Origin of the sequence: Micromonospora sp. DH14, assembly GCF_029809455.1 — a bacterium.
GTDB lineage: Bacteria > Actinomycetota > Actinomycetes > Mycobacteriales > Micromonosporaceae > Micromonospora > Micromonospora parva.
This window is the reverse complement of the sequence record NZ_JARVKT010000026.1, coordinates 77,068-96,628: the sequence shown is the minus strand read 5'-3', so window position 1 is coordinate 96,628 and position 19,561 is coordinate 77,068. Positions and strand designations below refer to the sequence as shown.

Below are 19,561 nucleotides of genomic sequence, written 5' to 3'. Positions count from 1 at the left end.
GTCGGGAGGAGGGCTTCGACTTCGGCGCGGGTGGGCGGGTTGGCGCCCCGGCGGGCGCAGGTCAACGCGGCCACCGTGGCTGCCTGCCGAAGGACCACACCCCACTGCGGCCCGGTCACCGCGGCGAGCCGGTCGGCCGGCCGGTCACCGAGCGCGTCGAGGTCGGCCAGCGCCGCCAGCAGGCCACCGGTGAACGAGTCGCCGGCACCGACGGTGTCGACCACAGTGGTCCGCACCGCCGGCTCCTCGTGCAGCGAGCCGTCGGGCGCGAGCAGCCAGGCACCATCGCCGCCCCGGGTCACCACGGCGCAGGACACCCCGGCCGCCCGCCACTCGGTCATCACGTCGGCCAGCGAACGGTCCGGGTAGAGCCAGGCCAGATCCTCGTCGCTGGCCTTGACCAGGTGCGCGAGGCGGATCTGCCGGCGTACCCGCTCCTGCTCCGCCGCCCGGTCCGTGACGATGCTCGGCCGCAGGTTGAGGTCGATGGAGACGGTGAGCCCGTCCCGCTGGCGTTCCCGGGCGAGCAGGCCCTCCAGCACCTCCGCGCCGGGGGCCAGCGCGAGCGCGAGGGATCCGGTGTGCAACGCGACCGCCGGGGTTCCGGCCAGTTCGGGCAGCTCCTGCGGCGTCCACTGCCAGTCCGCCGCACCGGCCAGCCGGAACTCGTAGCTGGCCTGCCCGGCGGCGTTCAGCGTGGCCACCGCCACCGACGTGGGCTCCTCGGCGTGCACCGCCCACCCCAGGTCCACCCGGTTGGCGCTCAGGTGCTCGACGAGCTGCCGACCGTACTCGTCGTCGGCGAGCCGGGCCAGCAGTCGTACCGGCTGGTCGAGCCGGGCCAGTGTGACAGCGACGTTCGCCGGGGAGCCACCCGGCACCGCCCGCTGACCCTCGGCGGTGACGACCAGGTCGATCAGTGCCTCACCCGCGACGACGATCACGCGGTCACCTCCCCTGGTGCGAGCGGGCCGGGGCCGCCGAGCCCGTCGGCCGCGCGGGACAGCAGTACCGCCTGGTAGGCGTGGTAGACGTCCGGTCGGCCGTGCCAGACCGTGCCGGCGGGCCGGTTCTGCGCGTCCAACTCGTGCCGCCATCCGGTCTGGTCGATGAGGCAGCGGCGGGCGTACGCCCAGAAAACCCGGTACCAGTCGAGGTAGACCGCGTCCCCGGTGCGCCGGTGCAGGGTGATCGCCGCGCCGACGGCCTCGGCGAGCACCCAGTGCATCCGGGAGCGCACCACCGGCCGGTCGTCCCAGTCGATCGTGTAGACGAAGCCGTCCGCGCCGTCGACGGCCCAGCCGCGCCGCACGGCGGCGGCGAACAGGGCGCGGGCGTCGGCGAGCAGCCAGCGGGGTGGCTGCGGCAGCACCGCCTCCAACTCCAGCAGCAGCCGGGCCCACTCCAGCCAGTGTCCGATGGTGGAGCCGTACGGCCGGAACGGGTCGGCGGGCTGGTCCCGGTTGTAGTCGGGCAGCGGCGACCAGTCGGTGGTGAAGTGTTCGGGCAGCCGCCAGTCGTGCCGGGCCGCCTCACCGTGCACGAGGTGGGTGGCGATCCGTAGTGCCCGGTCGGCCCAGCTCGCGTCGCCGGTAGCGGCGGTAGCGCCGAGGAACGCCTCGACCATGTGCATGCTGCTGTTGGCGCCCCGGTAGTCCTCGGTGACCGTCCAGTCGCGGTTCCACGACTCGCGGACCGCCCCGGCGTCCTCGTCCCAGAACCGGTCCCGCACCACGGCCAGCACGTCCGCGAGCAAGCGGTCCGCGCCGGGCCGTCCGGCGCGCGCCGCGCTGGAGGCGGCGAGCAGCACGAACGCGTGGTCGTAGCCGGCCTTGCGGTCGTTGACGGGTGCTCCCTGCTGGTCCACCGCGCTGAACCAGCCGCCGTACCGGTCGTCGCGCAGCAGCGTGCTGAGCGCGGCGACCCCGTGGTCGACCAGGGCGGCGGCGTCCGGGTCGCCGTTGCGATGGGCGAGGGCGGCCACGTGGATCATCCGGCAGGTGATCCAGGTGTGGATCGGTTCGCCCCGATCCGGGGTGCGGTCGTCGGTCAACCACCAGAAGCCGCCCTCGGGCCGCACCGAGCGGCGGGCGGTGTCGAGCAAGGTCCGGGTCTGATCGGCGAGGAAGTCGTCCAGATCGGGCAGGTCTGTCGACCCCGCCGGAGCGGGGGTCGTTGCGGCGTCGGATCGGGGCACGTCGGTCATCTCAGCTGGTCACCGTTGGGTAGGAAAGGGACATACGGCCAGGATCGGCGGACAGACCGGGTCCGCGCCGGGAAACCGTCAAGGGGACACCGCGAACCGGGTGCGGCCGGGAGAGGACCATGCACACGATCCCTTCCCTTTTGTCCGTTGACATCGTTGTCACCGGTCAACCCTGCTCCGGCAGCCGGCCGACTGTCAATTCCGGCTGCGTCACACCACCGCGGGACAGCTTCGGTCAGTAGTAGTCGTCGATCGGCCGACGTGCCTCCTCGAACAGCGCCGGCCCCTCGTAGCGGACCGGGGGTAGCGCCGGGGTGGCCGGCTTGACCTCCTCGAACTGCTCGCTGGACAGCGCGTACACCACCCGGCCGAGGCCAGACCGCTCGATCGCCGTCGCACACATCCCGCAGGGCTGGCAACTGGTGAACATGGTGGTGCCGGCAGCCACCTCGGGCGGAAGCTCCCGGGCCGCCCAGACGGCCAGCTTCAACTCCGGATGCGCGCTGATGTCCGCGTCCGAGACCACTGTGTTGTGGTCCTCGACCAGGACCACGCCGGCCGCGTCGACAAGCAGCGAGCCGAACGGCCGTTCGCCGGACGCCCCAGCCCGCCTGGCGATCTCCACGGCCTGGCGGAGAAACTTCTCGTCGTCGGGGGTCATCGATCCTCCTCGCCAATCTGCACCCGTCCACGCTAGCCACTGTGGACCGCCACAGGAACGCCGTGACAGCCCAGGAGGACCAGATGGATCTGCCCGAGGGACTTGACTGGGTACGCGGATCACCCGCCGGTCGCGCCTGGCTGGCCACCCTCCCGACCTGGCTGACGGAGTGCGCGCAGCGGTGGTCGCTGCAACTCGACCCACCCTTCCGGTACGCGTACGCCTCACTGGCGCTCCCCGCGCAGCTGCCCGACGGCACGGCGGCGGTGCTGAAGCTCCAGTACCCCGACGAGGAGAGCCGGCACGAGGCCGACGCGTTGGCCCACTGGGACGGCGACGCGGCGATCCGCCTGCTCGCCCACGACGCCGGGCGGCGCGCCCTGCTGCTGGAACGCTGCCAGCCCGGCACTCCCCTGCACGACCTTCCGCCGGACCGGGCGCTCGACGCGGTGATCGGGCTGCTCCCCCGGCTCTGGCGACCGGCCGGCGCGCCGTTCACCCCGCTGGCGCAGGAGGCCACCGGCTGGATCGACCGGATGCCCCGGGCCTGGGAACGGGCCGGCCGGCCGTACCAGCGGCGGCTGCTCGACGCGGCGCTCGACCTGCTCGGCGGCCTGGCGTCGAGCCAGGGTGAGCAGGTGCTGGTCAACCAGGACCTGCACGCCGGCAACGTACTCGCCGCCGACACGCTCCCCGGCGACCGGGGGCCGTGGCTGGCGATCGACCCGAAACCGCTGACCGGGGAACGGGAGTTCTCGGTCGTGCCGATGGTGCGCGGCCCGGAGTTGGGGCACTCGCCGGCCGCCGTCCGGCACCGGCTGGACCGGCTCAGCGCCGAACTGGGGCTGGACCGGGAGCGGGTCCGGGGTTGGACGATCGGGCAGACGCTGGCCTGGAGCGTCGCCGACGACGTCGTCTTTCCGCAGAAGATCGAGGTGGTCCGCTGGCTGCTCGACGCCGACTGAAGCCGCCCAGCGCCGGGGGCGAGCGGCTCAACCCACCTGACAGGTACGACACCAGTAGAGGTTGCGCCCGGCAAGCTCACCACGGCTGATCTCGGTGCCGCAGACGTGGCAGGCCGCCCCGGGGCGGCGGTAGACGTACACCTCGCCACCGTGCCGGTCCATCCGGGCCGGGCGGCCCATCGCCTCCGGCAGGTGCGCGTCGCGAACCGTGTCGATCCGGCCGTGTTCCACGGCGAGCCGCATCAACCCGACCAGGTCCGCCCAGAGCGCGTCCCAACCGGCTGCGGTCAACTGCCGGCCGGGCATCGTGGGCGGCAGCCCGGCCCGGAACAGCGCCTCGGTCACGAAGATCAAACCGGTGCCGGCCACCACCGACTGGTCCAGCAGCAGCGCGGCGAGGGGTGTGGCGCTGCGCGAGATCCGGGCGTACGCCCGCTCCGGGTCGGCGTCGCCGCGTAACGGATCCGGCCCGAGGCGGTCCCGCAGTGCCGCCACCTCGGGCGGGGTGAGCAGCTCACAGGCCGTGGGGCCGCGCAGGTCGAGCCAGTGCCGGTCGCTGGCCAGCCGCAGCCGCACCTGGCCGACCGGCTCCGGCGGCTCCCCCGGCCCGTCGGCGAACTTGCCGTACAGCCCGAGGTGTACGTGCAGGGTCAGCTCGCCGGCGTAGTGGTGCAGCAGGTGCTTGCCGTACGCCTCGGTGCCCTCCAGCACGGTCCCGGAGAGCCGGGCGGCACCCTCGGCGAAACGACCCTGCGGGCTCGCGGCGTGCAGCTTGTCCCCGGCGAACAGCTCGGCGTGCCGGGCCGCCAGGCGGTGGATCGTGTGTCCCTCTGGCACGGGTGCCAAGGATAGCCAGTCCCGCCCCGACCCGGCCGCGCGCTGATCGCTCGGGTCCCCCGCCCGCCGCGTTGATCGGCGCGGGACCGGGCCGATCGAGGCGGGCCGGGGCGGCCGTACCCCCAATTGGTGTCAGGAAACGCCCAGGTGGGTATTTGAGGTGCGACACCGCGTGGGTGCCACCCTTTCCGTCGGCCACCACGCATTCATCAGGAGGTGTGTAGTGGTCAGGATTCCTTCGCTGTCCCGCCGGTCCGAGCCGGCACCGACGCGGGACGAGAACCTCGACGGCCGCGTGGACGGCCGCGACACCACGGTCACCGAGACCGGCGACAACGCCGGCCGGCCGGTGGTCACCGACCGCGACGGCGACCAGACGACGTACCGCAGCGCCGGTGCCACCGACGGCCAGACCAGCGAGGCCGAGCGGCGGGCCAACGAGCGGGCGGCGGTGGCCCGCGCCGCCACCGCGCGGCCGGTGGAGCCCGAGCCCCGGGCCGGCACCGCCCGCCCGGTCGCGCCAGAACCGTCGAACGGCGCCACCCGTCCCGTCGCACCCGAGCCCGTGCAGGGCACGACCCGCCCGGTCGCCTCCGAGCCCCGCACCGGCACGGCACCGGCGGTGGAGACGGACGCCCGGCCCGCCGTCGCCCCGAGCACGGCGCGCACCGCCGAGCGCGACAGCGTCACCCGGCGGCCCGACACCACCGACCGGGTCGCCACGGACCGCCCCGTCGACCCGACCCCGGGCGTCACCACGCCCGAGTCGCCGGTGACGCGCGGCCCGAAGCCGCGGGCCAGCCTGCTCGCCACCCTCGGCCTGATCGTCTCGGTCGCCGGCGCGATGTTCGTGCTGACCGGCACCCTGGCCGGGTACGGCATCGGCCTCGGCGCGTTCGGTGCGGTGCTCGCGGTGCTCGGCCTGATGGCCACCCGCCGTCGGCACGTCGCCGGTACTACCGACGCGCTCTTCGGCGTGCTGATCGGGTTGGCCGCGGTCGTGATCGGGGTGCTCGCGATGACCGGCCAGTTCGACTGGCCGACCACCGACGGCGACTGGGTGCAGCGCTTCCGCGAGTGGCTTGACTCACAGTTTGTCGATCGTTTCTAGCGGGCACTGTTCCGCTCGCCGGTGATGCACCGGCGAACAGCCGGCGGTTCGCCGGCAGCCCGACCAGTCCGGTGGTTCACCGGCCGGGAGACACCCTTTCAGGGGCGGCGGTTCGCCGCCCCTGAAGTGTGTCCGGGGGTGGCAGTCCCTCGGCAGGGACTGCGCCTCCCCGGAGCAGCGACCTCACCGGAGCAGCGACGCCGCCGGATGCGTGAGCGGCCCGCCGCCGGGTGGCCGGAAGCGCGATTTCCGACGGACGCCGTCGTGACGCAACGAATCACATCCGGAAACCGCCCAGACGCAACGAATCTTCGGTCTGCGCAACTCTCGGTGGTGGATCCTGCCGCTGACGCCGCATAACGTTGAGCCACGGCGCCAGCCCGTGGGCCACGGTGGCCGGGCGCGCCCGACCCCTGGGAGCAGGACAATGACGATGGACGCCACCAGCCAGCGCCTGTTGATGTGCCGGCCGACGTACTTCGCCGTCGACTACGCCATCAACCCATGGATGGACCCGAGCGCGCCGGTCGACGCCGCGCTGGCCGTCCGGCAGTGGGAGCAGCTGCGCCAGACGTACCTTGATCTGGGCCACACCGTCGAGGAGATCACTCCGGTGCCCGGCCTGCCCGACATGGTCTTCGCCGCCAACGGCGGCACCGTGATCGACGGCAAGGCGATGGCGGTGCAGTTCCGTGACCCGCAGCGCGCCGACGAGGCGCCGGCGTACCGGGCCTGGTTCGAGGCCGCCGGCTTCGAGATGTACGACCCGAAGCACGTCAACGAGGGCGAGGGAGACGTCCTGCTGGCCGGTGACCACCTGCTCGCCGGCACCGGCTTCCGCACGGCACACGCCGCACACGCCCAGTTGCAGGAGGTCTTCGGCTACCCGGTGATCACCATGCAACTGGTCGACCCGCGCTTCTACCACCTGGACACCGCGCTGACGGTGCTCGACGAGCGGACCGTGGCGTACCTGCCCGAGGCGTTCTCCCCGGGCAGCCGGGCCGTGCTGCGTCGACTCTTCCCCGACGCGGTGCACGCCACCATGGCCGACGCCGAGGTGCTCGGCCTGAACGCGGTCAGCGACGGGCGGCACGTGGTGCTGCCCGCGCAGGCCACCGACCTGGCCGCCAAGCTGCGCGACCGGGGCTACGAAACCATCGGGGTCGACCTCTCCGAGCTACGCAAGGCCGGCGGCGGACCGAAGTGCTGCACGCTGCGACTCCGTCAGGGAAAGGCAAGCAAGTGATCGTGGATGACATCCTGCGTACGCCGGGAGCGGTCCGGGACGCCGAGCGCTGGACGGCGCACAACTACCACCCGCTGCCGGTGGTGATCTCGTCCGCCGAGGGCGCCTGGCTCACCGACGTGGACGGCCGCCGCTACCTGGACTGCCTGGCCGGCTACTCGGCACTGAACTTCGGTCACCGGCACCCGCAGCTGATCGCCGCCGCGCACGCCCAACTGGACCGGCTCACGCTGACCAGCCGGGCGTTCATCCACGACCAGTTCGCCGACTTCTGCCGGGAACTGGCCGAGCTGTGCGGCAAGGACCTCGTGCTGCCGATGAACACCGGCGCCGAGGCTGTCGAGACCGGCATCAAGGTGGCCCGCAAGTGGGGCTACCAGGTCAAGGGCGTGGCTCCCGGTCAGGCCAACATCGTGGTCGCCGAGGGCAACTTCCACGGGCGGACCACCACCATCGTCAGCTTCTCCACCGACGAGGACGCCCGCGCCGACTTCGGGCCGTACACCCCGGGCTTCACCGTCGTGCCGTACGGCGACCTGGACGCGCTGACCGCCGCGATCGACGAGAACACGGTGGCCGTGCTGCTGGAGCCGATCCAGGGTGAGCAGGGTGTGGTGGTGCCGCCGGAGGGCTACCTGCCCGGCGTACGGCAGGTCTGCACAGAGCGCGACGTGCTGTTCATCGCCGACGAGATCCAGTCCGGTCTGGGGCGTACCGGCGCGACCTTCGCCTGTGACCACGAGGGTGTCGTGCCCGACATGTACCTGCTGGGCAAGGCGCTGGGCGGCGGCATCGTGCCGGTGTCCGCGGTGGCCGCGAACGCGGACGTGCTCGGCGTGCTCAAGCCGGGCCAGCACGGCTCCACCTTCGGTGGCAACCCGCTCGCCTGCGCGGTGGCGGTCGAGGTGGTCCGGCTGCTGGCCACCGGCGAGTTCCAGCGCCGCTCGGCCGAGCTGGGTGAGCGGTTGCGGGCCGGCCTCGAAGGGCTGGTCGGCAAGGGCCTGGTCGGGGTACGCGTCCGTGGCCTGTGGGCCGGTCTGGACATCGACCCGGCGCTCATGAGCGGCCGGGAGGCGTGCGAGCGGCTCGCCGCGCGCGGTGTGCTGGCCAAGGACACCCACGGCTCCACCATCCGGCTCGCCCCACCGCTGGTGATCACCGAGGAGGAGATCGACCTGGCGGTGACCGCCCTGGCCGAGGTGCTGGCCGGATAACGGACCGCGCTTGCCAAGATCTGCGCAACTACAGGGAAAGTGCTGCCTCGACACCATCTGAGGCAGCACTTTCCCTGTTCTTGTGCGGATCTTGCCGCGCCGCGCCGCGGCGGAGCGCGGGCGCGGTCCGCTTATGGGCGGGGTAGGCGCATGGCCATGGTCGGGGCCTCGGCCATCACCGAGGTGGGGGTGAACGGGGCGCCGGTGGGCAACTCCTCGGCGCGGCCGATCTGCACGCCGGGGTACAGCTCCACCATGTCGTTCTCACCGAGCACCCGGGACTGCTGCGGGGCCAGCGGGATCCGGTCCGACTCGGCCATCGAACCGGCCGGGCGGATGCCGGAACCGTTGGTGCTGACGTCGGTCACGATGACCTCGCCGACCCGCAACTCGAAGCGGACGTGACCACGGCTGATCCAGCGTCGGGCCTCGTCGTTGAGCCACTGCCCGAGCATGATCCCGCCGTCCTGCTCGGGGGCCCGGCCAGCCACCACCGGCTGCTCCTCGCTGAGCACGAACCGCCGCCGGACGAGGCCGCCGACGCGCACCGCGAGCACCTCGGTACGCGGGCGCGGCCCGGCGTCGCCGAGCCGCGCGCCGTGCCGGGGGCAGGTCGGCACGCCGTTGCGCAGCGCGGGCGGCGGCTGCGCCGCGGGGCTGCGGTCGGCACCGCCGGCCAGGTCGGCGAACGCGCCGCCCCCACCACCGCCACCGAACAACGCGCAGCCCGACTCCGGGCAGCGCCACTGGCGGGCCAGCAGCTTCACGCCGGTCGGCGAACGCTTGCCGGCCACCGGCGCGTGACCCCCACCGACGTGCGCGATGAACGCCGGCCCACCGGCGCCGGGCACCGGAGCGACCACCCGACCGGGCTGCTCGACCAGCCACGGGAACCGACCGCGCAACCCGTCGAAGCGGACCCGGCTGAGCACCGGCAGACCGAGCAGGTCGGCGACCTCCAACATCCGGTCACCCGGGTTGTCGAGCACCTCGACGAGCCCGTCGTCGGCCCAGCGGCGGACCACCATCCGCTCGTTGGAGGTGAGATCGGCGTCGGAGAGCAACGCCCGGTGCACCACCGCGTAGACCTGGACGCTGTCCTCCTCCAACTCGCGGGAGAGCGCGTCGATGACCATGCCGAGGCGCAGCAGGCTGGCCGGCCGACCACCGTCAATGTCCTGGTAGCGGATCACCTCGGCCAGGTCGACCACGGCCCGGGCCAGCGACGGGTCGGTGCAGACCCGCCCCTCGATGGCGTCCAGCACCTTGCTGATCTCGAATCTCATGCCGCACTCCCGACGATGTCGTCGATCCGCCGGGTCGGGGACCAGCCCGTCAGCCCGCCCAGCTCATCTCGCACCGCTCCCGCGGTGAGCAGGTCTGCCATGCGCCGACCCTACCGGGGACGACGGACGGCATCGACCAGCGGTAGCAGGGTGTCGATCGACCCGGTACGCGCAGGCGGGGGCGGTGCCGCCCGGCACCGCCCCCGCCCTCCCCCTGGTGTGTTCAGCCGCGCAGCGGCCGCCCCACCTCGTGCAGATGACCGAGTGCCTGCCGGTACGACTCGACCAACCCGGTCTCGGCGTACGGGATGCCCTGCTCGACGCAGTAGGCACGGACGATCGGCTGGGCCCGGCGCAGGTTGGCGCGGGGCATGTTCGGGAACAGGTGGTGCTCGATCTGGTAGTTGAGACCGCCGAGCGCGGTGTCCACCAGCCGACTGCCCCGCACGTTGCGGGAGGTCAGCACCTGCTTACGCAGGAAGTCCAACTCGTCCTCGGCGGTCGGCATCGGCATGCCCTTGTGGTTCGGCGCGAACGCGCAGCCCATGTAGAGGCCCCACAACGCCTGGTGCACGACGGCGAAGAGCAGCGCCTTGACCGGGGACATGACAGCCAGCAGCAGCGCGACGTAGCCGACCGTGTGCGCGAGGAGCAGCGCCGCCTCGGCCGCCCGGTGCCGCATCGGGACGGTGTACCCGCCGTTCGGCTCCCGGCCGACGATCGCCCGGATGCTCGACACGTGCAGGTTCAGCCCCTCCAGCAGGAGCATCGGGAAGAAGAGGTACGCCTGCCGCCGGGCCAGCCAGCGACCGAACCCCCGCGTGCCCAGCGCCTGCTCGTACGTCCACACCAGGGCGCCCGCGCCGACGTCCGGGTCCTCGTCCTCGTGGTTCGGGTTGGCGTGGTGCCGGTTGTGCTTGTCGACCCACCAGCCGTAGCTGAGCCCGACCGCCGCGTTGCCGGCGAACAGACCCACCAGTTCGCTGGGGCCACGCCGACGGAACATCTGGCGGTGCCCGGCGTCGTGGCCGAGGAACGCGACCTGGGTGGTGGCCACCGCCATCACCGCCGCCAGCGGGAGCTGCCACCAGGAGTCGCCGAGCAGGAACACGGCCACCCAGCCGGCCACGAACGCACCGAGGGTGAACACGATGCGGGTGGCATACCAGCCGGGGCGCCGCTCCAGCAGGCCCGCCTGGCTGATCCGTCGTGACAACTGTGCGTAGTCACTACCTCGCCGTCGTACCGGCGGTTCCGCCACCGCTCCGAGCGCCATCGCTTGCCCCCGTTCCGCTTCGCGCCCGTGCCACTGTGGTTCGGGCCTACCGTCGAGTCTCCCGAGCGTGGTAGCGCTGAGTAACCCCGACAGCCCCCGAATGCGGGGTAGGGCAGGCCCTACCCCTACTGGTTCGACTCAGCCGAGCCGGCCCACCGCGGCGCGCAGTCGAGCCAGGTCACGGCGACGCCGCTCGTAGCTGGCGGCGAGCCCGACCAGTGCCAGCCCGCCGACCCCCAGATAGATCCAGCGGGGCAGCAGATCCCAGCCACGGGCCAGCTCGTGCAGCGCCAACAGCATCAGCACCCCGCCGCCGAGCAACACCGGCGCCTGCCAGCGGCGGTTCGCGCCGGCCAGCACCACGCCGACCGCAACCGCGCCGAGGAGCAGTCGCCGCCACGGCTGCGGGTCCGGCCCGACCAGCACCGACACGAGACTGGGCAGCAACGCCGCCACCAGACCCGGGCCGAGAGCCGGCCAGCTGGTCAGCCCCGGCCGGGTGCGCAGCGCCAGCAGACCCGCGCCGACGGCGAGCGCCGCAGCCGGCAGTGTGTACGCCTCCAGCACCGTCACCCCACCGGCGGCCAGCAGCACCCAGGCTCCGAGCAACTCGCTGCCGGCGGCGATCCCGGCGAACGCCCACCGCCGACCGGCCGGTTCACCCCGGCGCAGCAGTCGCAGCGCGACGGCGACACCCCAGAGCACGCAGACGGTGGCGAAATGCCGTGCCACCTCGACGGTGAACACCGCCGCCACCAGCGCGACAGCCTGCGCGGCGGCGTCCAGCACCCGTCCCAGCCGGGCCCGTGCCGGGCTGACCGCCGCAGCGGCCAACGCCACCGCGGCTACCCCCAGCAGTGGGTACGCGGCCGCCCGCAACGGCAGCCCGCCGGCGAGCGGGGCGGTCACCGCCAACGCGGACGCCGCACCCACGGCGGCGAGACAACCGACGACTCGTACCGCGGACCTGCGCGCCCCGACGGCGACCGCGACCGCCGCCACCAGCAGCACCGCCTCGGCCGCGAGCGTCGCCGCCCGGGTGGCCAGCAGACCCGCCACACCGGATGCCACCAGCACCACGCCCACCGGTACGGCGACCGGCGCGAGCACCGGGCGGGGCGGGGCCAGCGCGGTGAACAGCAGCGCGGCCAGCCCGGCGAGCAGAACGGCGGCCGGCAGCACCGGCCAGGGCGCCCCGACCGCGATGAACAGCACCGGCAGCGCCGCCGCGACGAACGGCAGGGCGGCCGGCAGCGACAGCCCCACCCGCCGACCGGCCAACGCCCCGGCCACCGCCAGCACGACCAGCGCGAGCCCCACCGGGAGCACCGTCGGGTCGGCGACGACAGTCGGAACCCCCGACCACACCCGGCCCCGCCCGCCGTGCGGCGACCAGAGCGCGGTCAGCACCGTCGGTAGAGTCACCAGCACGGCCACCGCCGCCAGCGTTCCGCCCGCAGCCAGCAACAGCGCCGACCGGGCCGGCTCGCGCTCGGCTGCCGACGGCCGGTCCCCGAGGGCCGCCTGACCGGCGGCGCTCACCGACGGCGCCCAGCAGGCGACGAACGCGACGCCCAGCGCCGCCAGCGCGGCGTACAACGCGAGCGGCTCGTCACCCGCCCCGACCAGCGGCGCGAGGGCGGGCACGGTCACCGCGACGACGGCGCCGGTCTGCGCGTACCCGATCAGCTCCACCCGGTGGCGACGCGCCGCGAGCGCCGCGACCAGCGACAGCCCGGCCCCGGCCAGCCCGAGCCGAGCCTGCCACCACGGCGGGGCGCCCGCGGCGAACAGCGCCACCGCCGCGATCGCGGGCAGCGTGAGCTGCCCGACCAGCAGACCCGCACCGGCCACCTCCCGGTACGCCCCGACCCCCCGTCGTACGGCCAGTGCCAGCCCGACCGCGGCGAGAACGCCGAGCGCCACCAGGGCACCGGTCGGGGCGGCCAGTGCGACGAGCAACCCGTGCCCGAGCAGGACGGCACCGCCGAGCGCACGGGTGAGCAGGGCGACCGGCGGGGTGGCCGGGCGGGCCAGCACGGCGAGCAGCAGCGCGACCCCGCCGACCAGGCCGACGGCGACCACCTGAGCCCAGGAGGCCGTCCAGCCGGCGGGCACGGCCAACAGCACCGCCACCGCGCCGGCCGTGCCGAGCACCACCCGCGCGTTGCGGGGCAGCAGGAGCACCGCCGCGCCGACCGCCAGCGCCACGGCGGGCGCCAACTGCCAGCCCCAGCGCAGGTCCGATCCCAGCCCAGCCCCACCCCACGGTGGCAGTGACCGGCCAACGGCGGCGGCCGCCAAGCCGATGGTGATCAGCACGGTCACCTGTGCCGTGCCCGCCGCGACGAACAGCGCACCGGCTCGCGCACCGGCCCGCCAACCGTCGCCACCGTGCACCGCCGGCAGTAGCCGCACGGCGGCGGCCAACCCGAGCGCCACCGCCGCCGTGGCGAGCAGCAGCACTGACGGCCGCAGCTCGGCCACCGGACGCAGCACTGCGCCGGCGAGGACCGGCACCAGCAGCCCCGTCGCCACCGCCCGCAGCGCCCGCCCCCCGACGAGCCAGGCCGCACCGAGCCCGACCAGCGCGACCAGCAACAGCGGCACACCGGCCAGCAGTGCGGAACCCCCCGCCCGCCCGCTGACCAGCGGCACCAACGCGCACGCCGCAGCACCCAGCAGCGCGGCGACATGGGCGATGCCGGCCAGCACCCGACCGACGAACTGCGCCGCCCCTTCCCGGCCGCGCAGCGCGGCAAGCACGGCCAGGTTCAGCAACGCCACCCCGAGCAGGATCACCGCCCACCCGGCCGCCCCCGCCCCGGTCTCCGCGGCGAGCAGCGGCAACGCCGGCTGGGCGGCCACCAGGGCGGCGAACCACGGCCCCGTCAACCCGCTCCACCTGCCGTACGCCACGGCGACCGCCGCGCTGGCCCCCCCGACCAGCGCGGCGTACCGGCTGCCCGCCCAGCCGGCCACGCCGGCCAGGTCCACCGACCAGGCCGCGTAACCGTCCAGCACCACCAGCAGCAACCCCACCGCGGCGAACGTCTCCGCCGTACCGCGCAGCCCCCGGCGGACCGCCAGCAGCGGCACACCCAGGGCGAGCGCGGTGAACGCGGTCAGGATCAACGCCCGACCGCCAACCCCCACCGCCGCCCAGGCGACAGCCGTGAACACCACCGCCGCGGTGCCCAGCAGGAGTCCACCGAGGACGAAGAGCAGACCCTGGACCGTCCGCGTCGAGGTCTCCGCCGCACCCGGCCGCGAATCCACCGCCACGCCGGGGCCCGGGCCGATGGCCGGCGCCGGCCCGACGAGCGACGGGGGGCGCGCCACAACCGGGGCAGCCAACCCGGCACGCACGACCGCCGCCAGTTCGGCACGCCGCCGCGACACGGTCGTCAGGCGTCCGGCCAGCTCGGTGTACGCGCGGCGAGCCCGCTCCACCTGCGGCTCCAGCTCGGCGACCTCCCGGCTCAGCCGGACCACCTCGGCGGCTATCGGGTCGGGCGCGCGCCGGCAGCCGGAGCAACCGGCACTCAGATCGGCCGGCGCACCGCAAGCGGGGCAGGGGTAACGGGTGTCGTCCACCCGGTCATCATCGACAGCCCACGGGGTACGCCCCAGAGTGCGCGTACTCAGGAACGGGTGTGCTCGTACACCCAGGTGGCGTAGTCGGGGTTGCCGCTCTCCACCCTGGACACCAGGATCTCCGGCACCTCGTACGGGTGACTCACCCGGATCTGGTCCAGCAACGCGGCGAGCCGGTCCGGTGCGGTCTTGAACTGCACCGACCATTCGGTGCTCGTCTCCATTCCGGACCGCCACCAGTAGGTGCTGTCCACCTGACCACCCACCTGGGCGCAGGCGGCGAGCCTGCCGGCGACGGCCGCGGCCGCCAGCACATCGGCGACCGAACGCGCGTCAACCACAGTTGTCACCACGCAGATCTCGTCCACGCCCGCACCCTACGCGGCCATACGCCGCTGAGCCCGTCAATCGCCCGCGACCGCCACGCTCCGCATCGCCCCGCTCACCGGAGCCCGCCTCACCTCGCGACTGCGGGGCTCCGCTTCGCTGCACTCCTCGCGCTCACCGGTTTGCGGCGATCCAGGAGTCGATCTGCGCCCACCAGTCGAAGAGCCAGTCGATGCGCTGCTGCCGCCCGGTCGGAACCTCCTCCGGCGGCACCGACCAGAACCGCATCACGATCCGCTTGTCCATCGGCAGTTCCCGCCACACGTCGGCGACGGTGAGCATCCGGTCCAGTCCGGTGTGGGCGACGAAGATGACCCCGGCGTCCGGCGCGGCGTCCAGCGCGGCGAGCATCCCACCGGGCTGCGGGGCGAGCACGTGGCGCATCCGCTCGGCGCGCAGCGCCATCCGTTCCAGGCCGAGTGAGCGCAGCCGGGCGATGGCGCGCAACCGCCGCTTGGGGGTGAAGTTGCCGCCCTCGGGGAAGATCACGAACGCGTCGTTGTCGTCCAGGCCGCTGGCCAGGTGCCCGACCTGACGGACCGTCTCCTCGCCGCGCTCCGGCGTCGGCGCGATGAACCGGTTGGGCAGCCGGTTGAGCAGCACGTCGACCGCGGGATCCCACTGGAGGCTGTCCTTGAGGACGATGCGTGGCTCCCGGTGGAACCAGTTGACCAGCCCGTGGATCAGGATGAACGAGTCACCGGGCCCGGCGTGCCGACAGAGCACCAGCTCGGGTCGGCCGGGCAGCGCGGTGTCCGGGTCCGTGCCCACCACGTCGATGCTCAACCGCAGTGTCCACCGTGCCTGCCAGAACAGCACCCGCAGGAACCAGCCGGCCAGCACGTAGTGCGCGCGCTGGAAGGCCGGCGACCTGGTGCGCCAGCCGAAGCCGGACACGACCCAGAGCACGAAGAGCGCGAGTAGCGCCGCAGCGTCCCAGACCAGGTAGAAGCAGCCGATCCAGAGCAGCCGCAGCGGGCGCAACCGGCCCGGGACCAGCGGGGACGCGGCCGCGGCGAGCAGTGCCCAGACCGGCAGCGTGGTGACCACGAAAAAGGCGAGCAGCACGACGGCGGGGGCCAGCAACAGCCGACGCAGCCACCGGGGAGGCAGCGGCATCACCGCTCCGCGTGGGTGGCGAGGTAGCGCCGGGAGGCGGTGTACGCGCGGCTGATCCGCCGTCCCACCGCCGCCATGTCCCGGTACGCCCACGGCGTGTCGTCGCGGGGGTTCAGCCCGCCGGTCGGCAGGACGTGCACCTCCACCCCCTCGGGCAGCGCCGCCATCTCCCGGAAGAACCGGTGCCGTCGGGAGATCTCGAACGCGACCTGCGCGATCTCCCATGGCCGGCGGGGCGGGGTCAGCTCCCGTTCGATCCGGCCCACCTGGAGGACGTAGATCCGGCGGGCGCCCACGGCCACCGCCTCGCCGATCGGGATGGAGTTGACGATCCCGCCGTCCACGTAGTGCGCGCCGTCGATCTGCATCGGCGGAAGCAGCCCCGGCACCGACGCCGACGCCATCACCGCCGGGACCACCGGACCGCTGTCGAACCAGTGCTCGGCGGCCCGCTCGATGTGGGCGGCGCAGCAGCGGAACGGCACCCGCAGATCGGCGAAGGTGGTGTCCACCCCCAGCTCGCTTTCGAGCAGGCGGCGCAGCGGCCGGGGTGAGTGCAGGTGGGTCCGGGCGGCGAAGCGGCGCAGTTGCCGGGCGACCGAGTCGCCGTACACCTCGCTCGCCTCCGGCGAGGCCCACAGCCGGACCAGCCGGTCGGTCACCGCCTCCGACGGGTCGGCGGCGACCAGCGCACCGTTCACCGCGCCGATCGAGGTGCCGAGCACCATGTCGGGTTGGATGCCGGCGCGGAACAGCGCGCGCAACATGCCGACCTCGACCGCGCCGAGCACTCCGCCGCCGCCGAGCACGAACGCCACCGGTCCCCCCGCCATGTCTCCCATCCTGGCACGGACCCGCCGCCGACCGGTTGGGGCGTGGTCAGCCGACGGTCACCGCACGGCAGGGACCGTCCGCCGACGGCCGGCGGCGACGGCGTTGACAGGCCGGACACATTCGCGCAACCTGATACCGCTCCCACCCCTGAGGCAGGTGCGATCTGTGAAGGCAGCACTGCATCCGGGCCGATTGCTGGCTCGCAGATACCGACTTCTGGACCAGATCGGCGCCGGCGGCATGTCGGTCATCTGGCGTGCCCGGGACGAGGTGCTGGACCGGGTGGTGGCGCTCAAGGTGCTCGCCCCGTCACTCGCCGCCGACGCGCGCTTCCGGGGCATGGTGCGCGAGGAGGCGCGGGCCGCCGCCCAGTTGGTGCACCCGCACCTGACCTCCGTGCACGACTACGGCGAGACTGTCGACCCGGACGGCTCGATCACCTCGTTCGTGGTGATGGAGCTGCTCAGCGGCGAGGAGTTGAAGCTCCGGCTCACCGAGGGGCCGTTGCCGTGGACCGAGGCGGTCCAGGTGGGCGCGCAGGTCGCGGACGCGCTGGCCGCCGCGCACCGCCTCGGCATCGTGCACCGGGACATCACCCCGGCCAACGTGATGATGACCGGGACGGGCGCCAAGGTGCTCGACTTCGGCATCGCCACCCGGATCGGCGCACCCGACGAGGATGAGGACGGCGAAACCTTCGGCACCCCGGCGTACGTCGCCCCGGAACGCCTCGACGGCGCGCCGGCCCAGCCGTCCACCGACGTCTACTCGCTCGGCGTACTCCTGCACGAGGCGCTCACCGGCCGGGTTCCGTACCCGGCGGACACCTGGGAGCAGCTCAGTTCCGCGTTGGCCAGCGGTCCTGCGCCGACGCTGGCCGACCTGCCGGACCTGCCCCCGACAGTGGCCCAGATCTGCCTGCGCAGTCTCGCCCGGAACCCGGCCGATCGGCCGACCGCCCGGCAGGTCGCCACCGCGCTCCGCGACCACGCGCTGCCGGCCGAACCTCCGACCGCGACCATCCGGGTGCCCACCGAGCCCCCGCCACCGTCGTCTCCCGCCGTGGCGACGCCGGCCGTGGCGACGGCCGGGATGGCGACGGCCGACGGGGCAGTGGACGGCGGGGCCTCCGTTGCCCCGGGCGAGCCGGAGGCCGGGGCCGGCTGGTCCCGGCGGCGGCTGGTGTTGTTGCTGGCGCTGGCCGTCGGGGTGACGCTGGCCGGGGTGGCCCTGCTGCCCGAGCAGCAGCCGACCCGCCGGGCGCAACCCTCCGCCGCGCCGGTGGTGACCCCGTCGGCCGACCCGCCGACCCCCGGGTCGTCCGCGCCGACCACACCGGCCCCGCCGACCGCGCCCCCGTCGGCGGAGCCGACGACCGGCGCGCCCACCTCGGACCCGGGCACCCTGGCCGAGGCCGCCAACCGGGTCGACGGGTTGATCACCGCCGGCTTGAGCGCCGGGGAGATCCGCGAGGACGTGGCCCTCGACCTGCGCAACGAGCTGCGCAACCTGACCGCGGCGGTCAGCTCCGGCCGAGAGAAGCTGGCCCCACCGGTGGCCCGGCTGCGCACGAAGGTCACCGTCCGCGTCGGTGAGGGCGGCATCAGTCCGGCGTACGCGGGTCGCCTCGACGCCGCCATCGCCGAGCTGGGCGCGACCGGGGCCTGACCGGACGGCACGGCCGGTCAGCGCACCGGCACCCGGTCCGGGTGCCGGTCAGCGCACCGGCACCCGGACCGGTTCGCGGACGTCGTGCCGGCCGAGGGCGAAGCGCCGATAGACCTCGGCGTAGCCGCTCGCCATCCGGTCGACCGAGAAGTTCTGGGCGACGTGCGCCACGCAGTCCTCCGGGTCGAGTCGCTCCGCCGCGAGCAACGCCGCGGGCAGCTCCTCCGACCGCTCGACGACGAGCCCGGTCAGCCCCGGCCGGACCAGCTCCGGCACCGCACCCCGGTTGAGCGCGACCACCGGTGTGCCGGTCGCCATCGCCTCCAGCATCACCATGCCGAACGGCTCGTCCCACTGGATCGGCATGATCAGGCAGCGGGCGTCGACCAGCATCCGCAGCGTTGTCGCGCGGTCCGCGTTGAGCACGACTGTCACATCCTCGCCGACCATCGGCGCGACGACCTGCTCGTAGTAGCGGCGCTCGGCCGGCTCGTTGCACTTGCCGGCCAGCAGCAGCGGCAACCCGGCGGCCCGGCACGCCTGGATGGCGGTGTCCGGGCCCTTGTCCGGGCTGAACCGGGCCAGCCACAGCACCGGCCCCGCGCCGGGTGTGTGCTTACGCGGAAAGCCGCGGATGTCCAATGCGTTGTGCACCGTCCCGGCCCACTGCAGGTTCGGGTTCAGTCGGCGCTGGGCGTGCGAGATCGCCACCAGGGCGACCCCCGCGTCGACGTCGCTCAGCACGTCGCCGTACTCCCCCACCGGGTTTCCGTGCACTGTCGCGACCGTCGGCACGGCCCGGCGGCCGGCGACCAGCGGGCCGATGGTGGTGTGGTCGTGGATCACGTCGAAGTCGGCAGCGCTGATCAACCGTTTCACTCGGGCCAGGTGAGCCAGCTCCGGCAGTGACTCGCCGAGCCGCTCGTACTGGACCTCGGCGACGGTGGAGACGAAGCCGTCGGCTGCCGTGCCGTGGTCACCGCCGGCACCGAAGAGGGTCACCCCGTGCCCCTGCCGGCAGAGCGCGTCCACCAGGGCGGCGACGACCTGTTCAAGGCCGCCGTAACCGGGCGGAGGTACGGACAGCCACGGCGGAACCACCATCGCGATGCGCAGCGGCCGCTCCTCGGGGCGGCCCGCAGGCGGGTGGT

Annotated in this window: 16 protein-coding genes; 5 read left to right on the top strand and 11 right to left on the bottom strand. The window is 73.8% G+C overall.

The genetic code is table 11. The features are described 5' to 3' along the window. From QCZ28_RS26455 to QCZ28_RS26445, 3 genes are all read right to left on the bottom strand, one after another. A partial coding sequence (locus QCZ28_RS26455) for a carbohydrate kinase (RefSeq protein ID WP_279519166.1) occupies positions 1-944 on the bottom strand: 944 nt, incomplete at its 3' end. Beyond that, positions 941-2,206, bottom strand: coding sequence for an AGE family epimerase/isomerase (locus tag QCZ28_RS26450; protein WP_347815132.1), 1,266 nt, complete (start codon positions 2,204-2,206; stop codon positions 941-943). The genes QCZ28_RS26450 and QCZ28_RS26455, both read right to left, overlap by 4 nt. A gap of 235 nt (positions 2,207-2,441) precedes the next feature. After that, positions 2,442-2,867: a nucleoside deaminase gene (locus QCZ28_RS26445; RefSeq protein ID WP_279519165.1), complete on the bottom strand. Its 426-nt coding sequence runs from the start codon at positions 2,865-2,867 to the stop codon at positions 2,442-2,444. Positions 2,868-2,950: 83 nt separating this feature from the next. Here QCZ28_RS26445 and QCZ28_RS26440 point away from each other — a divergent pair, with 83 nt between their 5' ends. Continuing rightward, positions 2,951-3,832 (top strand): aminoglycoside phosphotransferase family protein, encoded by an 882-nt coding sequence (locus tag QCZ28_RS26440; protein ID WP_279519164.1) that lies wholly within the window; start codon positions 2,951-2,953, stop codon positions 3,830-3,832. 27 nt (positions 3,833-3,859) lie between these two features. Here the strand turns inward: QCZ28_RS26440 and QCZ28_RS26435 are convergent, their stop codons facing one another. Further along, a complete protein-coding gene (locus tag QCZ28_RS26435) occupies positions 3,860-4,669 on the bottom strand; it encodes a DNA-formamidopyrimidine glycosylase family protein (protein WP_279519163.1) in 810 nt (269 codons plus the stop codon). Between the two features lie 223 nt (positions 4,670-4,892). Between QCZ28_RS26435 and QCZ28_RS26430 the strand changes: the two genes are divergently transcribed. The 3 genes from QCZ28_RS26430 (at position 4,893) to rocD (ending at position 8,243) form a co-directional block, all read left to right on the top strand. Beyond that, on the top strand, positions 4,893-5,780 hold the full coding sequence (locus QCZ28_RS26430; protein ID WP_279519162.1) for a thrombospondin: 888 nt from the start codon (positions 4,893-4,895) through the stop codon (positions 5,778-5,780). A 433-nt stretch (positions 5,781-6,213) separates the two neighbouring features. Continuing rightward, positions 6,214-7,029, top strand: coding sequence for a dimethylargininase (ddaH, locus tag QCZ28_RS26425; RefSeq protein WP_196924625.1), 816 nt, complete (start codon positions 6,214-6,216; stop codon positions 7,027-7,029). After that, positions 7,029-8,243: an ornithine--oxo-acid transaminase gene (gene rocD, locus QCZ28_RS26420; protein ID WP_279519170.1), complete on the top strand. Its 1,215-nt coding sequence runs from the start codon at positions 7,029-7,031 to the stop codon at positions 8,241-8,243. Before ddaH ends, rocD begins: the two co-directional genes overlap by 1 nt. A 131-nt stretch (positions 8,244-8,374) precedes the next feature. On the opposite strand, the gene QCZ28_RS26415 is transcribed toward rocD, so the two are convergent. From QCZ28_RS26415 to QCZ28_RS26390, 6 genes are all read right to left on the bottom strand, one after another. Then, positions 8,375-9,529 carry an FHA domain-containing protein gene (locus QCZ28_RS26415; protein ID WP_279519161.1) on the bottom strand — a complete coding sequence of 385 codons (1,155 nt, stop codon included), beginning with the start codon at positions 9,527-9,529 and terminating at the stop codon, positions 8,375-8,377. A 223-nt stretch (positions 9,530-9,752) separates the two neighbouring features. After that, positions 9,753-10,805 (bottom strand): acyl-CoA desaturase, encoded by a 1,053-nt coding sequence (locus QCZ28_RS26410; protein ID WP_279519160.1) that lies wholly within the window; start codon positions 10,803-10,805, stop codon positions 9,753-9,755. Positions 10,806-10,943: 138 nt separating this feature from the next. After that, positions 10,944-14,402 (bottom strand): hypothetical protein, encoded by a 3,459-nt coding sequence (locus tag QCZ28_RS26405; protein WP_279519159.1) that lies wholly within the window; start codon positions 14,400-14,402, stop codon positions 10,944-10,946. A 47-nt stretch (positions 14,403-14,449) separates the two neighbouring features. Continuing rightward, complete coding sequence (gene cutA, locus QCZ28_RS26400) at positions 14,450-14,770, bottom strand: divalent-cation tolerance protein CutA (RefSeq protein WP_030336735.1); 321 nt, start codon at positions 14,768-14,770, stop codon at positions 14,450-14,452. Between the two features lie 133 nt (positions 14,771-14,903). After that, positions 14,904-15,908 carry a 1-acyl-sn-glycerol-3-phosphate acyltransferase gene (locus QCZ28_RS26395; RefSeq protein ID WP_279519158.1) on the bottom strand — a complete coding sequence of 335 codons (1,005 nt, stop codon included), beginning with the start codon at positions 15,906-15,908 and terminating at the stop codon, positions 14,904-14,906. Then, the gene (locus QCZ28_RS26390; RefSeq protein ID WP_030336732.1) at positions 15,908-16,741 is read right to left on the bottom strand and encodes a patatin-like phospholipase family protein; all 834 of its coding nucleotides are present in this window, start codon (positions 16,739-16,741) and stop codon (positions 15,908-15,910) included. The genes QCZ28_RS26395 and QCZ28_RS26390 overlap by 1 nt, the downstream gene beginning before the upstream one ends. A 193-nt stretch (positions 16,742-16,934) precedes the next feature. Here QCZ28_RS26390 and QCZ28_RS26385 point away from each other — a divergent pair, with 193 nt between their 5' ends. Continuing rightward, positions 16,935-18,410, top strand: coding sequence for a serine/threonine-protein kinase (locus QCZ28_RS26385; protein ID WP_279519157.1), 1,476 nt, complete (start codon positions 16,935-16,937; stop codon positions 18,408-18,410). Positions 18,411-18,458: 48 nt separating this feature from the next. Here QCZ28_RS26385 and QCZ28_RS26380 read toward each other — a convergent pair whose 3' ends face one another. After that, the gene (locus QCZ28_RS26380) at positions 18,459-19,514 is read right to left on the bottom strand and encodes a glycosyltransferase family 4 protein (protein ID WP_279519169.1); all 1,056 of its coding nucleotides are present in this window, start codon (positions 19,512-19,514) and stop codon (positions 18,459-18,461) included. Between the last annotated feature and the right edge of the window lie 47 nt (positions 19,515-19,561).